The sequence below is a fragment of the Sphingomonas sp. genome, assembly GCF_050725575.1.
Lineage (GTDB): Bacteria > Pseudomonadota > Alphaproteobacteria > Sphingomonadales > Sphingomonadaceae > Sphingomonas.
In genome coordinates, this window is record NZ_JBOHHW010000002.1 from 218,679 (window position 1) to 239,063 (window position 20,385).

The window sequence follows — 20,385 nt, forward strand, 5'->3', positions numbered from 1 at the left end:
GCGTGGCAGCGCAACACGCCATTCTCATAGCGACACCGTCTCGACCACCAGGACGTGCGCTGCGTCGAGTGCGTACAGGGTCAGTGCCCGCTCATGACGTATGGCACAGCCATCGCCGGCCCCCAGCGTGAGATCGCCGACGCGCACCCGGCCGGCGAGTACCACCGCATAGGCCATCGCACCCGGATTGAACCGGAGTGGAATCTCGGAACCTCTTTTGATCCGCGCCGCATGGACGCGTGCGGCCCCGTGTAGCCGCAATGCGCTGCGATCCTCCGGCCAGGGGCTGGCGATCACCACCGCCTCGTCGATCCGCGCGCGTGTCGGGAAGCGGGTCGTCCGGTGCATCGGGCGATCCGGCAGCGCATCGGCACGGATGCGCAGCTCGACATAATCGGCCGGGCGGGCGCCGGGATTGAAATAGCCATGCTCCATGCCGCGCCCGGGGGAGACGAGCATCACTTCGCCGGCCACCGCGCGGCATCTCGGTCCGAAAATGCCGCTATGCGCGATCACCCCGCTGCGCACGATGGCCAGACTCTCGACTCCGTCGATCGGCTGGGCGCGAACCTCGCCGCGCGGCGGCAGGATATTGTGGTTGAGCGTCACCAGGTCGCCCCAGTCGATCCGGCGCAGATCCTGGAATGCGCTGAAGGCGAGGTGGTGGACCGCATCGATCCGCTCGTCCCGGGTTCGGCCATGCGAGTCGAGCGGGCGCAGTTCGATCATGACCAGTGACTCCGGTCAGTCATTGCGGCGCGACCAGCCGGTAGCCGACACCGGGTTCGGTCAGGATCAGGCGCGGCGCGCCGGGATCCTCCTCGATCTTCTGGCGCAGCAGCCCGACATAGACGCGCAGATACTGGCTGTCCGCCGCCTCCGACCCCCAGCCGGCGATCAGCAGGCGCTTGTGCGTGACGACCTGGCCGGCGCTGCCGACCAATGTCTCGAGCAGCGCGAATTCCTTGGGCGACAAACGCACCGGATCGCCGGCCAGCGCGACATGACGCGTGGCGAGATCGACCGTGAGCTCGCCGTGGCGATAGCTGCTGCGCGCATCGCCGCCCGCACCGTGCCGTCGCAACGCGGCGCGGATGCGGGCCATCAGCTCGCCGATCTCGAACGGCTTGTTGACATAATCGTCGGCACCGCCGTCGAGCGCGGCGATCTTCTCGCCTTCCTGGTGCCGTGCCGAGATGATGATGATCGGCACATCGCTGGTCGCGCGCATGGTGGTGATGACCTGCTGGCCATCCATGTCGGGCAGGCCGAGGTCGAGGATGACGATATCGGGCTGCTGCGCCGCCATCGCGGCGATGCCGGACCGCGCATCCATCGCGATGGTGACGCTATAGCCGGCCGCGCCCAGCACCGGCCGGAGCACCGCGACGAGCGAAGGCTCATCGTCGATCAGCAGGATATGGCTCATGGCCCGGTCGCCTCGCACAGCGGCAGCTGGATGACGATGCAGCTGCCCTTGTCGCCGATGCCCGGCCGCCGCGCCTCGATCGTGCCGTCAAGCGCCTCGACGAAACCGCGCGCGATGGCGAGCCCGAGGCCGCTGCCGCGCGGTGACACCTCCGAACGGGGGACGCGGTAGAAACGCTCGAACACGCGCTCCAGCTCGCTCGCCGGAATGCCCTCGCCCTCATCGGCGATCTCGACGCGGCAGCGGCCGCCGATTTTTTCGGTCCGGATCGCGATCCGCCCTTCGGCCGGGCTGTACAGGATGGCATTGTCGATGACGTTGATCAGGACCAGCTCGAACAAGGCGGGATTGGCCGCCACCAGCAGGTCCTCGGGACAGTCGGTGCGCAGGATCAGCCGCTCCGGCGCGCGGGCGCGGACGCGCTGCAGCGCCGCGCCGATCATCTCCGCCACGCTTAGCACCTGCAATGTGGCGGCGACCCCGCCCGCTTCGAGCCGGCTCATCTCGAGCAGGTTGGCGGTGTAGCGATTGAGCCGCTCGCAATCCTCGACGATCCCGGCGAGCAGACGCCTCGATGTTTCGGCATCGAGCTTGTCGCGATACGCGATCAGGCTCGAGGCGGAGGCGCTGATCGCGGTCAGCGGGGTGCGGAAATCATGGCTGACCGAGGACAGCAGCGCGGATTTCAGCTCCTCGGCACGAAGGGCGGCATGGCGTTCGGCCATCTGTTCGGAGAGCAAGGCGCGCTCGGCGGCCAGCGCGACGATATTGCCGCTGGCGTCAAGCAGCGCATCGTCGACCTTGCGCCGCGCCTTCTGCGCCGGGGGCTGCTCCAGCACGATTGCGCCGAACACGTCATCGCCGCCGCGCAGCGGATGGATCAGGCGGTTTTCCGTTTCGACCGTTGCGCCGCCGGCGATTGCGGCTTCGGCCATGATCCGCGTCTCGGCTGCCAGATCGTCGCTGCCGACCGGTACCAGCCGGCCCTCGTCGCGGCGCAGCAGCACGGCGTTGCCGCCCAGGGTCCTGGCGGCGAAGCCGGACAGGGTCGCGGCAATTTCCTGCTGGCGCAGCGCGGATTGCAGGCTGCGGCTCAGGTCGAGCAGGCTGCGCAACCGCTCGTTGCTATCGCGCGCCGCCTCGGCATGGTCGCGCAGCCGGCCCGCCAATATGCCGGTGACCACCGCGCACAGGTTGAAGATCACCAGTGGGGCGACGTCGCGGCCGGTGGCGAGGCGGAAGGTCAGCTCCGGTTCGGTGAGGTAGAAATTATAGGTCAGGAAGGCGACGACCGCGGCGGCGAGCGCGCAGATCAGGCCGCCAAACGCCCCGGCAATGGTGATGCCGAGCACGAAGATCAGTGCCGCTGCGACCTCGCCATAAACATGGCCGACCAGCGCCGCGCTGGCGGCGGTGACCGCGATGATCGCCACGGTCGAGAGAAATTCGCGGCGATCGGGCAGCGCGGAGATCGTGCCGATCAGATTGGGATAGGGCGCGCGTCGCGCAGGGATCGCGGTTCTCATCATTCACTCTCTGGTCCACGGCGGCGGGTCGGGGCTGTATAGACCCACCGCCGTGGTGAGGTGGCATCGGAACCGGCCCGGGCCTGAGGGGGCGCCCGGCCGGACCGATCGGCCGGGATCATGATTGTCGTCACGCGGCGGCGAGGTCCATGCATAAAAATATTATAGTAATGGTCCCGCGACCTCGCTCGCGATCTATCCGGTCGCCGGGCCGGCCAGCCGGCTGGCGACATGATAGGAGGCGATCGCGCCGTCCAATATGTCGGACCAGCGATAATCGCAGGCGGCACGGTGCGCCGCCCGGCCGAGCGCAGCCCGCTCGCCGCGGCGGAGCATCAGCTCCATGGCCGCATCGGCCAGGTCGGCCGGGTTGGGGGCGACGAGCCGGCCCGTCATCCGGTCGTCGATCAGCGCGCGCGCACTGCCGACATTGGCGCTGACAATGGCGAGGCCGGCGGCCATCGCCTCGAGATTGACGTTGCCGAACGCCTCGGTGACGCTGGGATTGATCAGGATGTCGGCGCTGGCGACCGCGCGGCCGAGCTGTTGCCCCTCGAGATGGCCGGCAAAGACCGCGTCGCCGAGCCGCTCGCGGAAATGCTGCTCGGCCGGGCCCATCCCGACGACCAGCGCGCGCGCGCGGTGGCCGCGCCGGCGCAGCTCGCCGACCGTATCGGCGAAGACGTCGAGGCCCTTTTCCAGCACCAGCCGGCCGAAGAAGAGCAGGACCATATCTTCGTCGGCGAATCCCTGCGCCCGGCGCCATGCCGGATCGCGCAGGGCGGGGGTGAATGTCTCGGTATCGACGCCGCGTCCCCACAGGCGGATCGCGCCGGGCTCGACCCCCATCTCTTCAAGGCCGGCCGCTTCGAACCGGTTGGGCGCCAGCACCATGTCGCACCCGCGATAGAAATGCGACAGCAAGGCGGTCGCCGGCCGGCGCAGCAGCCCCAGGCCATAATATGCGAAATAGGTGTCGAAGCGGGTATGCAGGCTCGCCACCACCGGAACGCCCATCGACCGGGCGAAGCGGCGCGCTTTCAGGTTCAGCAGGTCCGGCGCCGAGAGATGCACGATATTGGGGGCGAAAAGCCGGATATCGTCGCGAATCCGCGCCGGCAGGCCGGTCGCCAGCCGATATTCGGGACGGCCCGGAATCGCGATCGACGGGACCGGGACAAGATCGCCTGCCGGGGTGAAGGCCGGCACCGGCGCGGTCGGCGAATAGACCCGGACCGCGGCGCCCCGGTCGAGCAAATGCGCGACGAGCCGGTTGAGCGCCTTGTTGGCGCCGTCGCGGACGCAATTATAGTTTCCGGAGAACAACGCGACACGCAACCCGTCGGCGCGCGTCCCGACAGGAGCATCGGGCCCGGGGGTTTCCACGCCGCGCGGCATGGCCGCGTCGTAACGGTCGAACAGTGCCGAACCGGCGGGCCGGTGCCTGGCATAGGCGCTGAGGTTGTTGCCGCCCTTGGCGATTGCGGAGGCACGCATATCAGCCTCTCTTCGCCGGGAACATTGCGGACAGGTTGCGCCGACGGCGCCGTCCAACAGGGTCGATCATACGCTTTACTCGCCTTGAACAAGGCGGGTGGACCTAAACCCGGGCGCGGGCGCGGCGTTATTATGGAATTTTTATGCCGGCACGCCGGGCTTGTTGCGAAAACGCGGATCAGCCGAGGAAATTGCTCAATATGTCGGGATGGAAGGCCCAGCCGGCAAAACCGCACACGCCCATGAAGATGCCGAATGCACCGAACGCCCAGGATGCGGCGATCAGGCCGAAACTCTCGGTCAGCGCGGCGACGGCGGCGAGCGAGATCGCGGTCGAGATCAGGGCTTCGCTCGCATCGAACTGGTCGTCATGGACGTTGAGCGCGTCATACTGGTCGGCAAAACCCTGCGCCTCTTTGGCGAGGGTCGGCGCCTCGGCGTGGTATTTGGCGATTGTCGCATCAGTCTCGGCAAGCGTGGCCGTCGCGGCTTTCGCCGCGGGAAGAGCGGGCGAAATCGTGGCGGCGAGGATCGCGATCTCGCTGCGCGCGGTCTCGGCGATATGCGTCTTGGTCTTGGTCGCCTGATACTCGCCCCAGCGATCGACCGAATCCGCCTTGGCCTGCTGCATCGCCTGGACGATGTTGCCGTCCTTGATATTGCCCAGCCCCATGAACACCGACAGGATCACGACGGTGATCGCGACCCAGCGATTCAGGCGCTTGTCCTTGGCTTCGGCACTGACTTCGACTTCCATGGGATTCTCCATCCTGGCGCCGGATGTCGGTCGTCGGGGCGGCGTTCGCCAATGAATTTTTCGTCATGAAGCGGCAGGGCCGGCCGGCGCCGTTTCATCGCGCCGATTTTCCCGCTAGTCTGGCCCGATGACACGCAGCACGACAATGGGTGACATCCGGATCGGCATCGGCGGCTGGACCTATGAGCCATGGCGCGGCACATTCTTTCCCGATAAATGGCCGCAGAAGCGCGAGCTGGAATATGCCGCCGGCAAGATGACCGCGATCGAGGTCAACGGCACTTATTATAGCGGGTTCAAGCCGGCGACGTTCGAGGGCTGGGCCAAGGCGGCGCCCGACGGTTTCGTCTTCACGCTGAAAGCGTCGCGCTTTTGCACCAACCGCAAGATCCTGGCCGAGGCGGGCGAGTCGATCGCGCGCTTCACCGGCCAGGGCATAACCGAACTTGGCAACAAGCTCGGCCCGATCCTGTGGCAATTCATGGCGACCAAGAAATTCGACGCGGATGATTTCGGCGCATTCCTGAAATTGCTGCCGGACAGCCAGGACGGTGTGAAACTGCGCCACGCCGTCCAGGTGCGGCACGAAAGCTTCGCGGTGCCCGAATTCATCGACCTGTGCCGCGCCGCCGGGGTGGCGATCGTCTATGCCGATTCCGCCGACTATCCGGCGATCGCTGACGTCAGCGGCGATTTCGTCTATGCCCGGCTCGAAAATGCCCAGGAAGAGGTGGCGACCGGTTATACCGCCGCCGAACTCGACCGCTGGGCCGATGCCGCGCGGACCTGGGCGGCGGGCGGACAGCCGGACGGCCTGCCCTATGCCGGATCGGGGGCGCCAAAAGCGGCGCCGCGCGACAGCTTCATCTTCTTCATCAACGGCGCGAAGGTGCGTGCCCCGGCGGGAGCGATGGCGCTGATCGATCGGGTCAGGGAGTAGCGACCGGCCGTCGGCTCATATCGATACGACGCGCCCACCGATGATCCTGAATGATGCTTTGCCTATTCGCCCGCACCCTGAAACGAAGACGTCATAGGATCGTCCTTCCTTCAGGGCCGGCGCCGGGCGATCCGCGGTGAAACCGGCGGGAATCTGGCCGTAGACAATCCTCGGCGCTTTCTCCGCGCAATTATTCTTCGCTGTCATGCGCCACTGATGGCCGTCCGCGGCCGAAACGACGGCCAGCTCATCGAACGTCGCAGGGCCCGACCACAAAAGCCCTTCTTCCTGGATGATGAAGACCGCGGCCGACACCGTGCCCGACACCTCGATATTCGCGGCGAGCTGGCAGGCGGCAAGGGCAAGCGGCAACAATGACGTCAGATAGAGGGCGCGCATCTTCATGGATGCCTGATTGCCAGTGGCCACGGTCGTCCGCAACCGCCGGCTATTGCAGATGATCCTACCGCGCCGAGCTGCCCGGCACGCTCGGCGGCATCGGCACGAGCTCATAGACGTCGAGCAATGCGCCCTTGCCGGCCTGGGTCAGGGCCAGCCGCCAGCGGAACGGCGCCACGCGTTCGATCACGCCGGCGACGTCGCGCGCCGAGTCATGGCCATAGGACGGCGCGATCTTTTCGCTGCCGTTGCGGAACGTACCGAGAAAGATCTGGCGCTTGCCGGTATCGGCGTAGAGCCAGCCGCCGGGCAGGATGGTGCCGGTCTGCTTGGTGAAGGACAGGCTCTTGGTGTCCCCTTCCACATAGCAGATATCGGGCGCGAAGCTGGTAAAGGGCGCGCGTCCGCCGAACCGGATCAGGCGGCAGCGATACGGGCCCGGCGGAAGCGCGGGCAAGTCGAGCGCCGCGTCGGGCTGGACCAGCGGTCCCTCGGCGGCCAGCTTGCCGGCGAAGCGTTTCGGCACGGCCGCGCGGGCCTTGGCCCAGCGTTCGGGCAGCGCGTTGATGCGCTCGAGATCGGCCGGCGTGGCGACCGATTCCCAGCCCGAGCTCTGTACCGCCGCCTCGACAACCACGCTCGTATGGGCCCGCGTCGTCGCGCAACCCGCCGTCAGCGGTCCAATCAGGGCAAGCGTCAACAGAGCACGATTCATATCGGCTGGTCCTTCAGCGGTAAAAGTACAAGACCGCCACAGCGAAGGGGTGCCAGCGGGTTACCAAGGGGTATGCCGAGATGGTTAACAAAAGGTAAACGATGTTAATCGCGCGCGACCAGCCGATGCGAAAGCGGCCCGTCGCGCGACGGGCTGAGTGAGGCGTATCGGTGGCGGGCCGATGAGCCTGGCGCAGGATCGCTGCGCGGCGTCAGTTCGCCGGGGCGGCTGGATCATTGTCCGGCAGGTCGGCCGCGCCCGACTGGCCGAGGATCGCGGCGGCCTCGATCGTGTCGAGCGCGCGGCGTGCGCCGATATAGCGCCGCGCGGCGGCGGTCCAGCGCGTCGCCTGGGCCGCGCCCGGCATCCGCGCCACTTCGGCCAGCGCTGCCTCCACCTTGTTCTGTTCGAGCATCTGCTTCGCGCGGGCGAGCCGGTCGACCGGCAGCGGCGAGGGCGTGGTCGATTGGTGCAGCACCACCAGATTGCCCAGTTCGCGGCGGAAACTGGTCCACCAGCCGGTGCTCCGCGCGCCGGTCACCAGCTCGGGGGTGATGCCGTCGAGCCCGGCGCGCAGCTCGGCGATCGTCACCGGCTCGCGCGCGGCCTGCAGGATCGCCGCCACCGCGCGCGGCTGGGTGGTACCGAAACGCGCGCGCAGATGTTGTTCGACATAGCCGAGCGACAGGCCGCGATCGAGCGCGCGGCGCGCGGCAAAGGCGATCATCATGCCTTCCGCGCGGGTCGCATAGCCCGATGCCGCCTGCGCGTCGCTGCTGATCCGTGCCGTCCGCGCCTCCAGATCGGTGAGCCGGGCGGCAAGGTCGGTTTCGCGCGACGACAGCGCGTTAAGGTCGATCACTGGCGCGGTCGCGATCGGTGCGCCGGCCGCCGGGACCACAACCACGGGCAATTGCCCCTTGGGTACCACCGCAACGTTCTGCGCGGGAAACCAGCGGCTTTGATAATGCAGCACCGCGGCCGTCACGGTCAGCCCGCCGAGGAACGCCAGCACGGCGATGATCGCAAGACTGCGCCGTGAGGATCGGGGCGAGGACCCGGCGGCGGCCGTTACGGGTGCCGGGGCAATGGGATTGATCGGCATGTCGGTCATGTCCGCCTTATCCCTGCGCGCGCTCGCCCGGTCAATCGGCGAGCGTCCGGGCGGCGGCGAGCAAAGCGTCGTCATCGGGCCGGGCGGCGACGGCCTGGCCGGCCCAGCCCTGGCCCGCGGCGTCGATGACGGCCTCGCTCAGCGCGGCGATGCGGATCGTCTTGCGGTTATGGATCAGCGCCGCCAGCCGCCGGGCTGCCCGCGCGGAATGAAGCAGCGCGACTGATCCTTCGAGTGCCCCGATCGCATCGGGCGCAATCGCGATCGCATTGCTTTCATAGACAGTGATCGCGCGGCGGATCACTGCGCTCTCTCCCGGCGCACGGTCCCGTCCGGCAAGGTGCAGCGCCCTGGCGATGCCCCGCGCCTCGGCCAGCGCCAGCAGCGCCGCCAGATCGGCAATGCCCGTCGTCATGACGTCAAATCCTGCCGCGCGCGCCGCCTCGGCCGTGCGGTCGCCCACGGCGAATACCGGCAGCGTGCGCAGACCCGTCAATCCCTCGCCCCCATGGCGCAGTGCGTTGGCGCTGGTCAGGATCAGGGCATCATAAGCCGAAGCGTCGGGTACGACCCAGGCGACTGGCGTCACGGCGAACAAAGGCAAGCGAATGACTTGCAGCCCCAGCGCGTCGGCACGCGCGGCGGTCGCCGCATTGCCCGGTTCGGGCCGCAGCACCGCCACCGGGCGGGTCATGCCGCGAACAACACCCGCACCGCCGCCGGCGCCCGGTCGAGCAGGTCGCGCGCAAGCCGCCCGGCCAGCCCGGCATCGTCGACCGGCCCGCTCGCCGTGCCGGTCACATGCTCGCTGCCGTCCTCGGAGAGGAGTTCGGCGCGCAGCGTTACCTCGTCGCCCGCGATCAGTGCGAGCGCCGCGACCGGCGAATGGCAATCGGCATCCAGCGCGGCGAGCAGCGCCCGCTCGACCAGCACGCAGCGATGCGTTTCCACATGGTCGATCGCGCCGATCAGCCCGATCGCGCGCGCATCGTCGGCGCGCGTCTCGATCCCCACCGCACCCTGCGCCGGGGCCGGCAGCATGACGTCAACCGGGATCGCGGTGCCGATATCGTCGCGCCCCAGCCGGTCGAGCCCGGCGGCGGCAAGCAGGGTCGCATCGACATCGCCCGCCGCCAGCTTGGCGAGGCGCGTATCGACATTGCCGCGAAACACCACCGCCTTCAGGTCGGGACGCAAGCGCATGATCTGGGCGCTGCGCCGCGGCGAACTGGTGCCGACGGTGCCGCCATGCGGGATATCGCCAAGCCCCGTCGCGCCGATCAGCCGGTCGCGCACATCGGCCCGCGGCAGCATCGCGACGATCGCGATGCTGCCGGGGCGGATCGTCTCGACATCCTTCATCGAATGGACCGATGCATCGATCTCGCCGGCGAGCAGCGCGCGGTCGAGCTCCTTGGTCCACAGCGCCTTGCCGCCGATCTCGGCCAGCGCGCGGTCCTGCACCCGGTCGCCGGTGGTGATCACGGTGACGATCTCGATATCATCGGCCTGCCAGCCATGCGCGGCGCACAGCGCATCGCGCACCATGCGCGCCTGAGTCAGGGCAAGCGGCGACCCACGGGTGCCGAGACGGAACGGAGTAGACAAAGCAGAAGGCATGGCTTGTGCTAGCGGGCGATGGGATTAGAGGAAAGCCGTGGCGCTGATCCTCGGCCTTGAATCCAGTTGTGACGAAACCGCAGCCGCGCTCGTGACGAGCGATCGGCGTATCCTCGCGCATCGTCTTGCCGGGCAGGAAGCCGCGCATCGCCCCTATGGCGGCGTCGTGCCGGAAATCGCCGCGCGCGCGCATGTCGAGGCGCTGATGCCGCTGATCGAGGGTGCGCTCGGCGATGCCGGCGTCTCCCTCGCTGAGGTTGACGCCATCGCCGCGACCGCCGGGCCGGGGCTGATTGGTGGCGTCATGGTTGGCCTGGTGACCGGCAAGGCGCTGGCGCACGCCGCCGGCAAGCCGTTGGTCGCGGTCAATCACCTCGAGGGTCATGCGCTCAGCCCGCGGCTGACCGATCCCGATCTCGATTTTCCCTATCTGTTGCTGCTCGTCTCGGGCGGGCATTGCCAGCTGCTGCTGGTCGAGGGGGTCGGCGCCTATCGCCGGCTCGCCACCACCATCGACGATGCGGCAGGCGAAGCGTTCGACAAGACCGCCAAGCTGCTTGGCCTCGGCTTTCCCGGCGGTCCGGCGGTCGAACGCGCGGCGCTGGCGGGCAATCCCAACGCCGTGCCGCTGCCGCGGCCGCTCAAGGGCTCGGCCGAGCCGCATTTCTCCTTTGCCGGGCTGAAAAGCGCGGTGTCGCGCGCGCGCGATGCCGGCATTTGGCGTGCGGAGGATATCGCCGCCTCGTTCCAGGCCGCCGTGGTCGATTGCCTGCTCGACCGCACCATTCGGGCGCTCGACAGGGCGCAGGGTGCGACCGCTCTGGTCGTCGCGGGCGGCGTTGCGGCCAATCAAGCGGTACGTTCGGCGCTTGAGGGGCTGGCCACCGCCAACGGCCTGCGCTTCGTCGCGCCGCCCTTGTGGCTGTGCACTGATAATGCCGCGATGATCGCCTGGGCCGGCGCGGAACGCTTTGCCGCCGGGTTCACCGATCCGCTCGATATCGCGGCGCGGCCACGCTGGCCGCTCGATCCGGCGGCGGAGGCAGTGCGTGGCGCGGGGGTAAAGGCATGAAGATTGGCGTGATTGGCGGCGGCGCCTGGGGCACCGCGCTGGCGCAGGTTGCGGCGCGTGGCGGTAAGCCCGTGCTGCTCTGGGCGCGCGAACCTGACGTCGTGACGTCAATCAACACACGGCGCGAGAATTCGGTGTTCCTGTCCGGCGTGACCTTGCCTGACACGATCCGCGCTACCGGCGTGCTGGGCGACCTGTCGGGCTGCGACGCGTTGCTGGTGGTCGCGCCGGCGCAGCATGTCCGCTCGGTACTGGCCGAGATCGACAGCGGGGCGACGCCACTGGTGCTGTGCGCCAAGGGGATCGAGGCGGGCACGCAATTGCTGGTCGGGCAGGTTGCCGGCCAGGTCCATCCCCAGGCGCCGATCGCCGTGCTCTCCGGGCCGACCTTCGCGCATGAAGTCGCCGCCGGCCAGCCGACCGCCGTGACGCTCGCCTGTGAGGATGATGCGCTTGGCACGGCGCTGGCCGAACGGCTCGCCGGGCCGGCGTTCCGCACTTACGCCTCGAATGACGTCATCGGGGCGGAGATTGGCGGCGCGGTCAAGAATGTCCTCGCCATTGCTTGCGGCGTGGTCGAGGGCGCGGGGCTTGGCCAGAATGCCCGCGCCGCGCTGATCGCACGCGGTTTTGCCGAAATGACTCGCTTCGGCCTGGCGCGCGGCGCGCGGGCGGAGACTCTGGCCGGCCTGTCCGGGCTCGGCGATCTGGTGCTGACCTGTTCCTCGACCAGCTCGCGCAATTTCTCGCTTGGCATCGGGCTGGGGCAGGGGCGCAGCGCGAGCGAAATGCTCGCCGACCGCCGCACCGTGGCGGAGGGCGCGTTCACCGCGCCGGTGCTGTGTCAGGCGGCCAGCGCGGTCGGCGTGGCGATGCCGGTGGTCGACGCGGTGTGTGCGCTGCTTGACGGCGCCGATGTCCGCGAGGTGGTCGGGGCGCTGCTTGCCCGGCCGTTGACGCGCGAAGCGTGATGCGCCGGGCGGCATTGCTGCGCGGGGTCAATCTCGGCGGCCGCAAGCTGCTGATGTCTGACCTCAAGGCAATCGCCGAAGGACTGGGCTTCACACGCGTCGAGACGCTGCTGGCCTCGGGCAATGTCCTGTTCGATGCGGCGCAACCGGGACCCGAGCTCGAGACGATGCTTGAGGCGGCGCTGGAGCGGCACGGCCTGAAGACTGACGTCATGGTGCGCGATCTGGCCGAGATCCGCGCCGTCATCGCCGCCAATCCCTTTGCCGATGCGGCGCTAGACCATCCCAGCCATGTGCTGGTCACCTTCCACCGCGACCCCTTTCCGCCCGACCGGATCGCGCGGCTGGCCGAGGTCCATGACGGTGCCGAGCGGCTCCACGCGGCGGAGCGCGAACTCTATACCGACTTTCTCGGCCAGCAGCAGATGCGCGACTCGAAACTGCTCCAGAGCATGAACAAGGCGAAATTCCCCAAGGTCGCCACCGCGCGCAACTGGAACACGGTGGCGAAGCTCGCCGTGCTGCTTGAGCCATAGCGCCGATTCACTTTCGCGACTGAATTGAGCAGGAAGCAGATTCGGATGGACATGCGTCTCTCCCGGCTCTTTCTCATGGTCGTGCGGCAGGGGGTGATCGTCACCCCTGTTCCGGCGAAAACGACCCCTGTTATTCCCTTGCGCGACCCCTGTTATCGATAACAGGGGTGACGACAGATAAGCTGCTGGAAATAAACGAAGATTCTGGCCTCCGAATCCAACATAACAGGGGTGGCTTTTTTTATTGCGCCGATAACAGCGGTGAAGGCCGGTCAGGCGCCCAGCGCTCGCCTCGATAAGGCGCCGCAATCGGCATCGGTCGCCTTGGGGCCTTGCGTGCCGGCGATCGATCGCCCGATCGCCTTCAGCACATTGCCGACTGACTTCACCTTGGGCGGGATGGTGACGTCAGGTTCGCGGATCGTGCCGGCAATGGTGACGGATCCGGGCAGACGCAGCACGCTTTTCTGCTTCGGTGCGCCGGTCAGGGTGATCGCCAGCGTTTCGGCCGGGAAAGTGACGCTGCCCTGGCCGTTCGACTGGCTGAGCGTGGTGTCGAGCACCAGTGGATCGACCCGCCCGGCGCCGCCCTGCAGGGCAAGCCGCAGCACGATGCAGCGCAGGCCGGCGCGTGCATCCTTATCGGTGGTCAGCGCGCGCGAGGCGTCGAAGCCGATCATCGCCGCGACCTTGGCGGGCAAGCCGCCGTCGCGCGCGACCAGGCCGATGCTGCCATTGGCATTGCCGACCGCTTCGCGGATCGTGCTGCCGCGACCGGCCAGCCTGGCGCGCGCATCGACTCGTCCGTCGACCGCACCCGCCCCACCGGCGAGCGCACCGACGCTGCTGCCGCTCAGCTTCAGGTCGATCGTCACTAGTGGCACCTTGACGCCACCGCGTTGATCGACGCGCATCGACCCGGCGATCGCCCCTTGTTTCAGCTCGATCGTCAGCGGCGCGATGTCGAGCAACTGGTGATCAAGCTTCAGCGTGCCGCGCAATGACGTCACCGATGACGGCCGCTTCCCGCCGAACACCTGGCGCGCATTGAAGCGGATGCTGCCGTCGGTATCGTCGATCTTGACGATGTTGATCCGCATATTGGGCACCAGCCTGAGCCCGATCTCCTGCTCCAGCGCCGCAGCCTTGGCCAGCCCGGCATCCGACGCGAAATCGTCGAAGTCGAGCCGGTTCGAAATGACGTCACCGTCGAGCAGCGTGCGCCCGCCGCGCTTGCGCACCGTGACGCCGCCGGCGATGTCGGACTGGCCGATCGTGCCGCTCAGCCGGGTGATGGTCCAGTCCGGCCCGTCATGCCGGGCATGCGCCCTCAGCCGCACATCCTGCGTGCCGAACAGCCCGGCCTCGATCACGGCATCGATCATCTTCAGGTCGTCGGCACGGGCAGTCAGGTCGATCGTCATGGCATTGGTGTCGAGCGGCGCATCCATCCGGCCGATGATCGTCATGCCCAGCCGCGGGCCGTCGATCCTTGCCTCGAACGGCCAGGGTCGGCCAGCGGCGCTCTCGATCGCGGCACCCTTCGCGCTGAGCGTCACCGGAGCGCCGAGGACCTTGCCCGTGCCGTTCAGCACGATGCCGCTGGCGCTGTCGGCGGTCACCTTGGCCGTGAAGCTGCGCCCGACCTTGGCGTCACGATAGCTGACGATGCTGTCGGCGATGCGCAGCCCGGTCAGGCGCGGGACGGAGTCGTCGGCCCCCGGCTGACGCCAATTCTCGCGCCCGTCCTTCGCCCGGACGAGATTGAGGCGCAGGCCGGATATGTCGATCGACTCAGGCCGGAACTTGCCGAGGATGAGCGGGAAGACCGGAAAGCGGACGGTCGCCGCCGTGATCGTCACCAAATTGCCGGGCCCGGCCCAGCGGGCCTGCGGGATGCGCACGTCGCGGATTGCAATCGTCGGTGAGAAGGAAAAACCGTCGATCCGGTCGATCCGCCCGATCGTCACCGGCTGGCCGACACTCCTGCTCATCCGGCTTTCGACGGTCGATTTGAGGCTGCCCCAGGGAAAGGCCGCGAGTCCGATCAGCGCGAGCAGGATCAGCCCGACGATCCCGCCGACGGTCCAGTGAAGCCGGCGATCGGCGATCAGGGTCCTGAAAGTCACCCCTAAGTGACGCGCCAGCGCGCCGTTTCGTTCCGTTCCGGTCAGAAATCGACCGCAATGCCCTTCAGCTCCCAGTCGCCATAACGCACCGGATTGAGACCCAAGGGATCATCCGGGCCTGGTTCGGCCTTCTCCTTCGGGTCGGGTTCCGGCACCGGCGGATTCTTCGACAGATAGGCGGGTGGCTTCACATGTGGCGGCCGCTGGGCCATGGACTGCTCCCTCGGTGGACGGTGACGCGCGATTGAACTGTGCGCTTCCTGACGCCACATCGACCTTGAAAGGAGTTGGTTCAAGTGAATCAGCTGAAAACGACCCTGTTGCCGCGCGACCCGCTGGGCCGGCGCTGACTTGGCCTATTCCCAATCAAGCGGGCCCCAATCGAGCCAGCCCGAGCCCGCCGGCGTCCCGGCCCGCCGTGCAGCGCTCCGCCTGCTCGACGCAGTACTGCGCCAGGGCCTGCCGCTCGAGGCCGCACTCGACCGCGCAACCTCGGGCATTGACCGCGCCGATGATCGGGCGCTGGCCCATGCCATTGCCGCCGAGACGCTGCGCCGCCTGCCCGATCTCGACGCGCTGATCGATTCGGCGACCGCGCGTCCCTTGCCCGATGACGCCAAGGCGCGCTTCGCGCTGCGCATCGCTTTGGTTCAGACGCTCGCACTTGGCACGCCCGCGCATGCCGCGATCAGCACCGTGCTGCCCTTGGTCGATGGCGGTCCGCGCAAGCTGGTCCACGGCGTGTTCGGTACATTGTCGCGCCAGAACGCGTCGCTGCCCGAGATTCCGACCCTGCCCGACCCGGTCGCGATCCGCTGGCATGCGGCATGGGGCGACGATGCGATCGAGGGGGCGGAGCACGCGATTGCAGCACCGCCGCCGCTCGATCTGGTCATTGCCGACCCGGCCGCGACCGATCGCTGGGCCGAGGAGCTTGGCGGCGTGTCGCTGATGCCGGGCCATGTACGCTTGCCCGGCGGCCACGTCCCCGAACTGTCCGGGTTCGAGGAGGGTGCCTGGTGGGTCCAGGACATCGCCGCCTCGCTCCCCGCGCGGCTGATTGGCCGCGGCAGTGGCGTCGCGCTTGATCTGTGTGCTGCGCCCGGCGGCAAGACGATGCAGCTGGCCAGCGCCGGCTGGCAGGTCACCTCGGTCGACAGCGCGCAAAGTCGTCTGGCGCGACTTCACGACAATCTCGCGCGGACGAAGCTGTCGGCCGATGTGGTGACGGCCGATGTGCTGACCTGGGCGCCGGCCGCGCCGGCCGATGCAGTGCTGCTCGATGCGCCGTGCAGTGCGACCGGCATTTTCCGCCGCCATCCCGATGTGCTGCACCGCGTGCGCCCGTCGCAAATCTCGGAAATGGCCGCGCTGCAGGAAAAGATGCTGGCGCGCGCCGCCGACTGGGTGCGGCCCGGCGGGGTGCTGGTCTATGCGACCTGTTCGCTCGAACCGGCCGAGGGCGAGAAGCAGCTCAAGCGCTTCCTTGGCACGCGCAGCGACTATGCGATCGACCCGGTCGGCCCCGACGAACTGCCCGACGGTCTCGCGGCGCATGACGAGGGCTATCTGCGCACCGTGCCTGGCGCCCTGGCCGATCAGGGCGGCTGTGACGGGTTTTTCATGGCGCGGTTGAGGCGCGCTGTCTGATCCTTCCCTTGCGGGGAGGGTTCGCCATGCTAGAGGGTCCGGTCATGCAACAGCCAGTCCGTATCGCCCCTTCGATCCTGTCCGCCGATTTCGCCCGGCTCGGTGAGGAGGTGCGCGCGATCGACGCAGCCGGCGCCGACTGGATCCATGTCGATGTGATGGACGGCCATTTCGTGCCCAACATCACGATTGGCCCGGCAGTGGTGAAGGCATTGCGCCCGCACACCACCAAGCCGCTCGACGTGCATCTGATGATCGCGCCGGTCGATGCCTTTCTGGAGGACTTCGCCGAAGCCGGCGCTGACACGATCAGCGTCCATGTCGAGGCCGGCGCCCATACTCACCGCACGATCCAGCGCATCAAGGGGCTGGGCAAGCGCGCCGGCGTCGTGCTGACCCCGCAAACCCCGGCCAAGGCGCTCGACTATCTGCTCGAGGAAGTCGACCTGGTGCTGGTGATGAGCGTCAATCCCGGCTTTGGCGGGCAGAGCTTCATCGAGAGCCAGCTGCGCAAGATCGAGGCGATCCGCAAGATGATCGACAAGGCTGGCCTCTCGGTCGATCTGGAGGTCGATGGCGGCATCGATCGCAATACCGCGCCGCGTGCGATCGCGGCGGGGGCCGATGCGCTGGTCGCCGGCACCGCCACCTTCCGCGGCGGGCCTTCGGCCTATGCCGATAATATCGCTGCATTGAGGGGTTGAGTGAGCGAACCGACCGAGCCCGACAGCATCGATGAAGGCAAGCGGCTGATCCGGCTGGGCGGCGACAAGGGGCTTTCTCTGTCCGAACGTATTTCCGAACGACTCCACCGCCTGACCTGGCGCACGCCGATCCATGGGCTGAGGCTCAAGGGCCGGCATCCGCTGAAACTCACTGCCGTGCCGGATGACCCTTTCCTCGGTGACATCAAGCGCGGGCACGCGCTGCTTGAGGGCAATCTCAGCTTTCGCGGCGAGACGCGGGCGATCGCCGATCTCAACCTGGTGAAACCGGACTATTCACGCGCCTTTGGCGAGTATCTGCACAGCTTCGCCTGGTTGCGCGACCTGTCGACCGTGGCAACGCGCGCCCAGGCGACGCCGATCGCCGAGGATCTGATGCGCCGCTGGCTCGACGTGCATGCCGACAAGGTCAGCGAGCCGGCATGGCGCGCCGATCTCTGGGGCCGGCGCATCCTGTTCTGGACCGCGCATGCGCCGCTGATCCTGTCCTCGACTGACCTTGTTTATCGCAGCCATATGCTCAACACGCTGGCGCGCGGCGCCCGACATATCGATCGCGGCGCGGAGAAGATGGCCCCCGGTGCGCCGCGTGTCGCCGCCTTGTGCGGCGTGGTCGCGGCCGGCCTGCTGATCGCCGGCGGCGATGCGCGGCGCGGCTCGACCGAATCCGCGCTGATCAAGGCCTTGTCGGCATCGGTGTTCGACGATGGCGGCAGCGTCGCGCGCTCGCCGCTGGCGCAACTCGACATCATCATGCTGCTGACCATGCTGCGCGAAACCTATGACGCGCGCCGGCTGGAGCCGCCCGCCGCGCTGTTCGAAGTGCTCAACCGCATGGTTCCGGCGCTGCTCGGCGTGTGTCACGGCGACAAGGGCCTGTCGAGCTGGCAGGGCGGCGGGCCAGTCACCGGCGAGACGCTCGGCCAGATCCTCGAGGCGACCGGCGTGCGCGCGCGACCGCTGCGCCAGGCGCGCGACTGGGGTTATCAGCGCCTTGCCGCCGGATCCGTCGTGCTGATCATGGATGCAGCACCACCGCCGGTCGCGCGGCTGGTCGAGGGCGGATGCGCCTCGACCCTTGCGTTCGAATTCTCCGACGGCTCCCACCGGGTGGTGGTCAATTGCGGCGGCGCGCGGACTGCGGTGCAGCAGCTGCCTGCGGCACTGGCCGATGGGTTGAGGACCACGGCGGCGCATTCGACCCTGATTGTCGGCGACAGCAACTCGACCGCGATCCATCCCGACGGCACGCTCGGACGCGGCGTCGCCGAGGTCGAGCTGGCGCGGCAGGAAAGCGATGCGGGCAGCCGGATCGAAGCGAGCCATGACGGTTATGCGCGGCGCTTCGGCTTCGTTCATCGCCGCCAGCTGGTGCTGGGCAGCGACGGCCGCGACCTGCGCGGCGAGGACATGCTGCTGCCGGTGGGCCGGCGCCGCAAGGTCGCCACCACCGCCTTTGCCATCCGCTTCCATCTCGGCCAGGGCGTACAGGTGTCGCCGACCGCTGACGGCATGGCCGCCTTGCTGCGACTGCCCGGCGGTGCGCTATGGCAATTCCGCTGCCGGGGCGGGGCGCTGGCGATCGAAGACAGTTTGTGGATCGATGCCGAGGGTCGTCCGCAATCGACGTACCAGCTCGTCATAACGGGCGAATCCCCTGCGGGCGGGTGCAGCGTGAGCTGGGCCCTGAAACGCGCCAACTGATACCGGAGTTTTCATGACCAGCATTCCCATCCGCCGCGCCCTCCTCTCGGTGTCGGACAAGACCGGCATCATTGATCTGGGCCAGGCGCTGGTCCGGCACGGCGTTGAACTGGTCTCGACCGGCGGCACCGCCAAGGCACTGCGCGATGCGGGGCTCGATGTGCGCGACATCAGCGACCTGACCGGCTTTCCCGAGATGATGGACGGACGGGTCAAGACGCTCCACCCCAAGGTCCATGGCGGGTTGCTCGCGGTGCGCGACGATCCCGCGCATGTCGCGTCGATGAAGGAGCATGACATCGGCGCGATCGACCTGGTCGTGGTCAATCTCTACCCCTTCGAACAGACCGTGGCGAAGGGCGCAGACCGGCCCGAAGTGATCGAGAATATCGATATCGGCGGCCCGTCGATGGTGCGCTCGGCGGCCAAGAACCACGCTTTTGTCGCGATCGTCACTGATCCGGCCGACTATCCCGCGCTGATCGCGGAGATGGACGCCGCGCACGGCGCGACCACGCTCGAGTTGCGCAAGCGCCTTGCCGCGCGCGCCTTTGCTGCGACCGCCGCCTATGACGGCATGATCGCGAGCTGGTTCGGCTTTGTGGACCAGGGAGAGGCGTTCCCCGAAACCCTGCCGGTCACGCTCAAGCGCAGCGCATCGCTGCGCTATGGCGAAAACCCGCACCAGTCCGCCGCCTTCTATACCGCGACCGGCCCGCATGCGCGCGGCATCGGCCAGGCACGGCAGATCCAGGGCAAGGAACTGAGCTATAATAATCTCAACGACGCCGATGCCGCGCTCGAGCTGGTCGCCGAGTTCCGCGATGCCGCGCCGTCAGTGGTGATCGTCAAACATGCCAATCCCTGCGGCGTCGCCACCGCCGCGACGCTTGAGGAAGCCTATGCCGCGGCCTTTGCCTGCGACACGGTGTCGGCGTTCGGCGGCATCATCGCGCTCAACCGCACGCTCGACGAAGCGACCGCGCGGGCCATTTCGGGGATCTTCACCGAGGTCGTCGTCGCGCCCGATGCCGATGACGCGGCGCTGGCGATCTTCGCGGCGAAGAAGAATCTTCGCCTGCTGCTGACCGGCGCCCTGCCCAATGCCGCGCGTACCGGGCTGCAGGCCAAATCGATCACCGGCGGCTGGCTGGTCCAGACGCGCGACAATGGTGCCGTGCCCGAATTGAAGGTGGTGACGAAGCGCGCACCGACCGACGCGGAACTGGCCGATTGCCGCTTCGCCTGGACTGTCGCCAAGCACGTCAAGTCGAACGCGATCGTTTATGCCAAGGACGGCTCGACTGCCGGGATCGGCGCGGGCCAGATGAACCGCCTCGAATCCGCGCGCATCGCCGCGTGGAAAGCAAAGGATGCAGCGGACAAGGCCGGCTGGGCGTCACCGCGCACGATCGGGTCGGCGGTCGCCTCCGACGCTTTCTTCCCCTTCGCCGACGGCCTGCTTGCCGCGGTCGAGGCGGGGGCAACCGCGATCATCCAGCCGGGCGGCTCGATCCGAGACGACGAAGTCATCGCGGCGGCGGACGAAGCGGGCCTGGCGATGGTCTTCACCGGCATGCGCCACTTCCGGCATTGATGCG

At 68.0% G+C, this 20,385-nt stretch carries 20 protein-coding genes; 8 read left to right on the forward strand and 12 right to left on the reverse strand.

Translation table 11 applies throughout. The features are described from left to right. Positions 1 to 24: 24 nt before the first annotated feature. The 5 genes from ACRECS_RS02275 to ACRECS_RS02295 form a co-directional block, all read right to left on the reverse strand. Positions 25 to 729: a hypothetical protein gene (locus ACRECS_RS02275; RefSeq protein WP_431581324.1), complete on the reverse strand. Its 705-nt coding sequence runs from the start codon at positions 727 to 729 to the stop codon at positions 25 to 27. A gap of 19 nt (positions 730 to 748) precedes the next feature. After that, on the reverse strand, positions 749 to 1,429 hold the full coding sequence (locus ACRECS_RS02280; RefSeq protein WP_431581325.1) for a response regulator: 681 nt from the start codon (positions 1,427 to 1,429) through the stop codon (positions 749 to 751). Further along, entirely contained in the window at positions 1,426 to 2,955 is a 1,530-nt protein-coding gene (locus tag ACRECS_RS02285; RefSeq protein WP_431581326.1) for an ATP-binding protein, read from the reverse strand. Before ACRECS_RS02285 ends, ACRECS_RS02280 begins: the two co-directional genes overlap by 4 nt. Before the next feature lie 195 nt (positions 2,956 to 3,150). Then, a complete protein-coding gene (locus tag ACRECS_RS02290; RefSeq protein ID WP_431581412.1) occupies positions 3,151 to 4,353 on the reverse strand; it encodes a glycosyltransferase family 4 protein in 1,203 nt (400 codons plus the stop codon). Positions 4,354 to 4,630: 277 nt separating this feature from the next. Further along, the gene (locus tag ACRECS_RS02295) at positions 4,631 to 5,209 is read right to left on the reverse strand and encodes a DUF4337 domain-containing protein (RefSeq protein ID WP_431581327.1); all 579 of its coding nucleotides are present in this window, start codon (positions 5,207 to 5,209) and stop codon (positions 4,631 to 4,633) included. 145 nt (positions 5,210 to 5,354) lie between these two features. Here ACRECS_RS02295 and ACRECS_RS02300 point away from each other — a divergent pair, with 145 nt between their 5' ends. Further along, positions 5,355 to 6,149 carry a DUF72 domain-containing protein gene (locus ACRECS_RS02300; RefSeq protein WP_431581328.1) on the forward strand — a complete coding sequence of 265 codons (795 nt, stop codon included), beginning with the start codon at positions 5,355 to 5,357 and terminating at the stop codon, positions 6,147 to 6,149. Positions 6,150 to 6,164: 15 nt separating this feature from the next. On the opposite strand, the gene ACRECS_RS02305 is transcribed toward ACRECS_RS02300, so the two are convergent. From ACRECS_RS02305 to hemC, 5 genes are all read right to left on the reverse strand, one after another. Next, a complete protein-coding gene (locus ACRECS_RS02305; protein ID WP_431581329.1) occupies positions 6,165 to 6,554 on the reverse strand; it encodes a hypothetical protein in 390 nt (129 codons plus the stop codon). Between the two features lie 58 nt (positions 6,555 to 6,612). Beyond that, positions 6,613 to 7,263 (reverse strand): DUF4893 domain-containing protein, encoded by a 651-nt coding sequence (locus tag ACRECS_RS02310; protein WP_431581330.1) that lies wholly within the window; start codon positions 7,261 to 7,263, stop codon positions 6,613 to 6,615. A gap of 211 nt (positions 7,264 to 7,474) precedes the next feature. Then, the gene (locus tag ACRECS_RS02315; RefSeq protein WP_431581331.1) at positions 7,475 to 8,377 is read right to left on the reverse strand and encodes a hypothetical protein; all 903 of its coding nucleotides are present in this window, start codon (positions 8,375 to 8,377) and stop codon (positions 7,475 to 7,477) included. Positions 8,378 to 8,408: 31 nt separating this feature from the next. Then, a complete protein-coding gene (locus ACRECS_RS02320) occupies positions 8,409 to 9,071 on the reverse strand; it encodes a uroporphyrinogen-III synthase (protein WP_431581332.1) in 663 nt (220 codons plus the stop codon). Next, positions 9,068 to 9,997 carry a hydroxymethylbilane synthase gene (gene hemC / locus ACRECS_RS02325; RefSeq protein WP_431581333.1) on the reverse strand — a complete coding sequence of 310 codons (930 nt, stop codon included), beginning with the start codon at positions 9,995 to 9,997 and terminating at the stop codon, positions 9,068 to 9,070. The genes ACRECS_RS02320 and hemC overlap by 4 nt, the downstream gene beginning before the upstream one ends. A 37-nt stretch (positions 9,998 to 10,034) precedes the next feature. Between hemC and tsaD the strand changes: the two genes are divergently transcribed. The 3 genes from tsaD to ACRECS_RS02340 are packed head-to-tail and all read left to right on the forward strand — an operon-like array spanning position 10,035 to position 12,576. Then, complete coding sequence (gene tsaD, locus ACRECS_RS02330) at positions 10,035 to 11,069, forward strand: tRNA (adenosine(37)-N6)-threonylcarbamoyltransferase complex transferase subunit TsaD (protein ID WP_431581334.1); 1,035 nt, start codon at positions 10,035 to 10,037, stop codon at positions 11,067 to 11,069. Continuing rightward, entirely contained in the window at positions 11,066 to 12,040 is a 975-nt protein-coding gene (locus ACRECS_RS02335) for an NAD(P)H-dependent glycerol-3-phosphate dehydrogenase (RefSeq protein WP_431581335.1), read from the forward strand. Before tsaD ends, ACRECS_RS02335 begins: the two co-directional genes overlap by 4 nt. After that, positions 12,040 to 12,576, forward strand: a complete 537-nt coding sequence (locus ACRECS_RS02340; protein ID WP_431581413.1) for a DUF1697 domain-containing protein — start codon at positions 12,040 to 12,042, stop codon at positions 12,574 to 12,576. The genes ACRECS_RS02335 and ACRECS_RS02340 overlap by 1 nt, the downstream gene beginning before the upstream one ends. Before the next feature lie 272 nt (positions 12,577 to 12,848). Here the strand turns inward: ACRECS_RS02340 and ACRECS_RS02345 are convergent, their stop codons facing one another. Both ACRECS_RS02345 and ACRECS_RS02350 read right to left on the reverse strand, forming a co-directional pair. Continuing rightward, positions 12,849 to 14,705 (reverse strand): AsmA family protein, encoded by a 1,857-nt coding sequence (locus ACRECS_RS02345; protein ID WP_431581336.1) that lies wholly within the window; start codon positions 14,703 to 14,705, stop codon positions 12,849 to 12,851. A 41-nt stretch (positions 14,706 to 14,746) separates the two neighbouring features. After that, positions 14,747 to 14,917, reverse strand: a complete 171-nt coding sequence (locus ACRECS_RS02350; RefSeq protein ID WP_431581337.1) for a DUF1674 domain-containing protein — start codon at positions 14,915 to 14,917, stop codon at positions 14,747 to 14,749. Positions 14,918 to 15,056: 139 nt separating this feature from the next. Here ACRECS_RS02350 and ACRECS_RS02355 point away from each other — a divergent pair, with 139 nt between their 5' ends. The 4 genes from ACRECS_RS02355 to purH are packed head-to-tail and all read left to right on the forward strand — an operon-like array spanning position 15,057 to position 20,381. After that, the gene (locus ACRECS_RS02355) at positions 15,057 to 16,355 is read left to right on the forward strand and encodes an RsmB/NOP family class I SAM-dependent RNA methyltransferase (RefSeq protein ID WP_431581338.1); all 1,299 of its coding nucleotides are present in this window, start codon (positions 15,057 to 15,059) and stop codon (positions 16,353 to 16,355) included. A gap of 44 nt (positions 16,356 to 16,399) precedes the next feature. Further along, positions 16,400 to 17,059, forward strand: coding sequence for a ribulose-phosphate 3-epimerase (gene rpe / locus ACRECS_RS02360; RefSeq protein ID WP_431581339.1), 660 nt, complete (start codon positions 16,400 to 16,402; stop codon positions 17,057 to 17,059). Beyond that, positions 17,060 to 18,784, forward strand: coding sequence for a heparinase II/III family protein (locus ACRECS_RS02365; protein WP_431581340.1), 1,725 nt, complete (start codon positions 17,060 to 17,062; stop codon positions 18,782 to 18,784). It abuts the gene before it with no gap. A gap of 13 nt (positions 18,785 to 18,797) precedes the next feature. Next, positions 18,798 to 20,381 (forward strand): bifunctional phosphoribosylaminoimidazolecarboxamide formyltransferase/IMP cyclohydrolase, encoded by a 1,584-nt coding sequence (gene purH / locus ACRECS_RS02370; protein ID WP_431581341.1) that lies wholly within the window; start codon positions 18,798 to 18,800, stop codon positions 20,379 to 20,381. Positions 20,382 to 20,385: the final 4 nt, after the last annotated feature.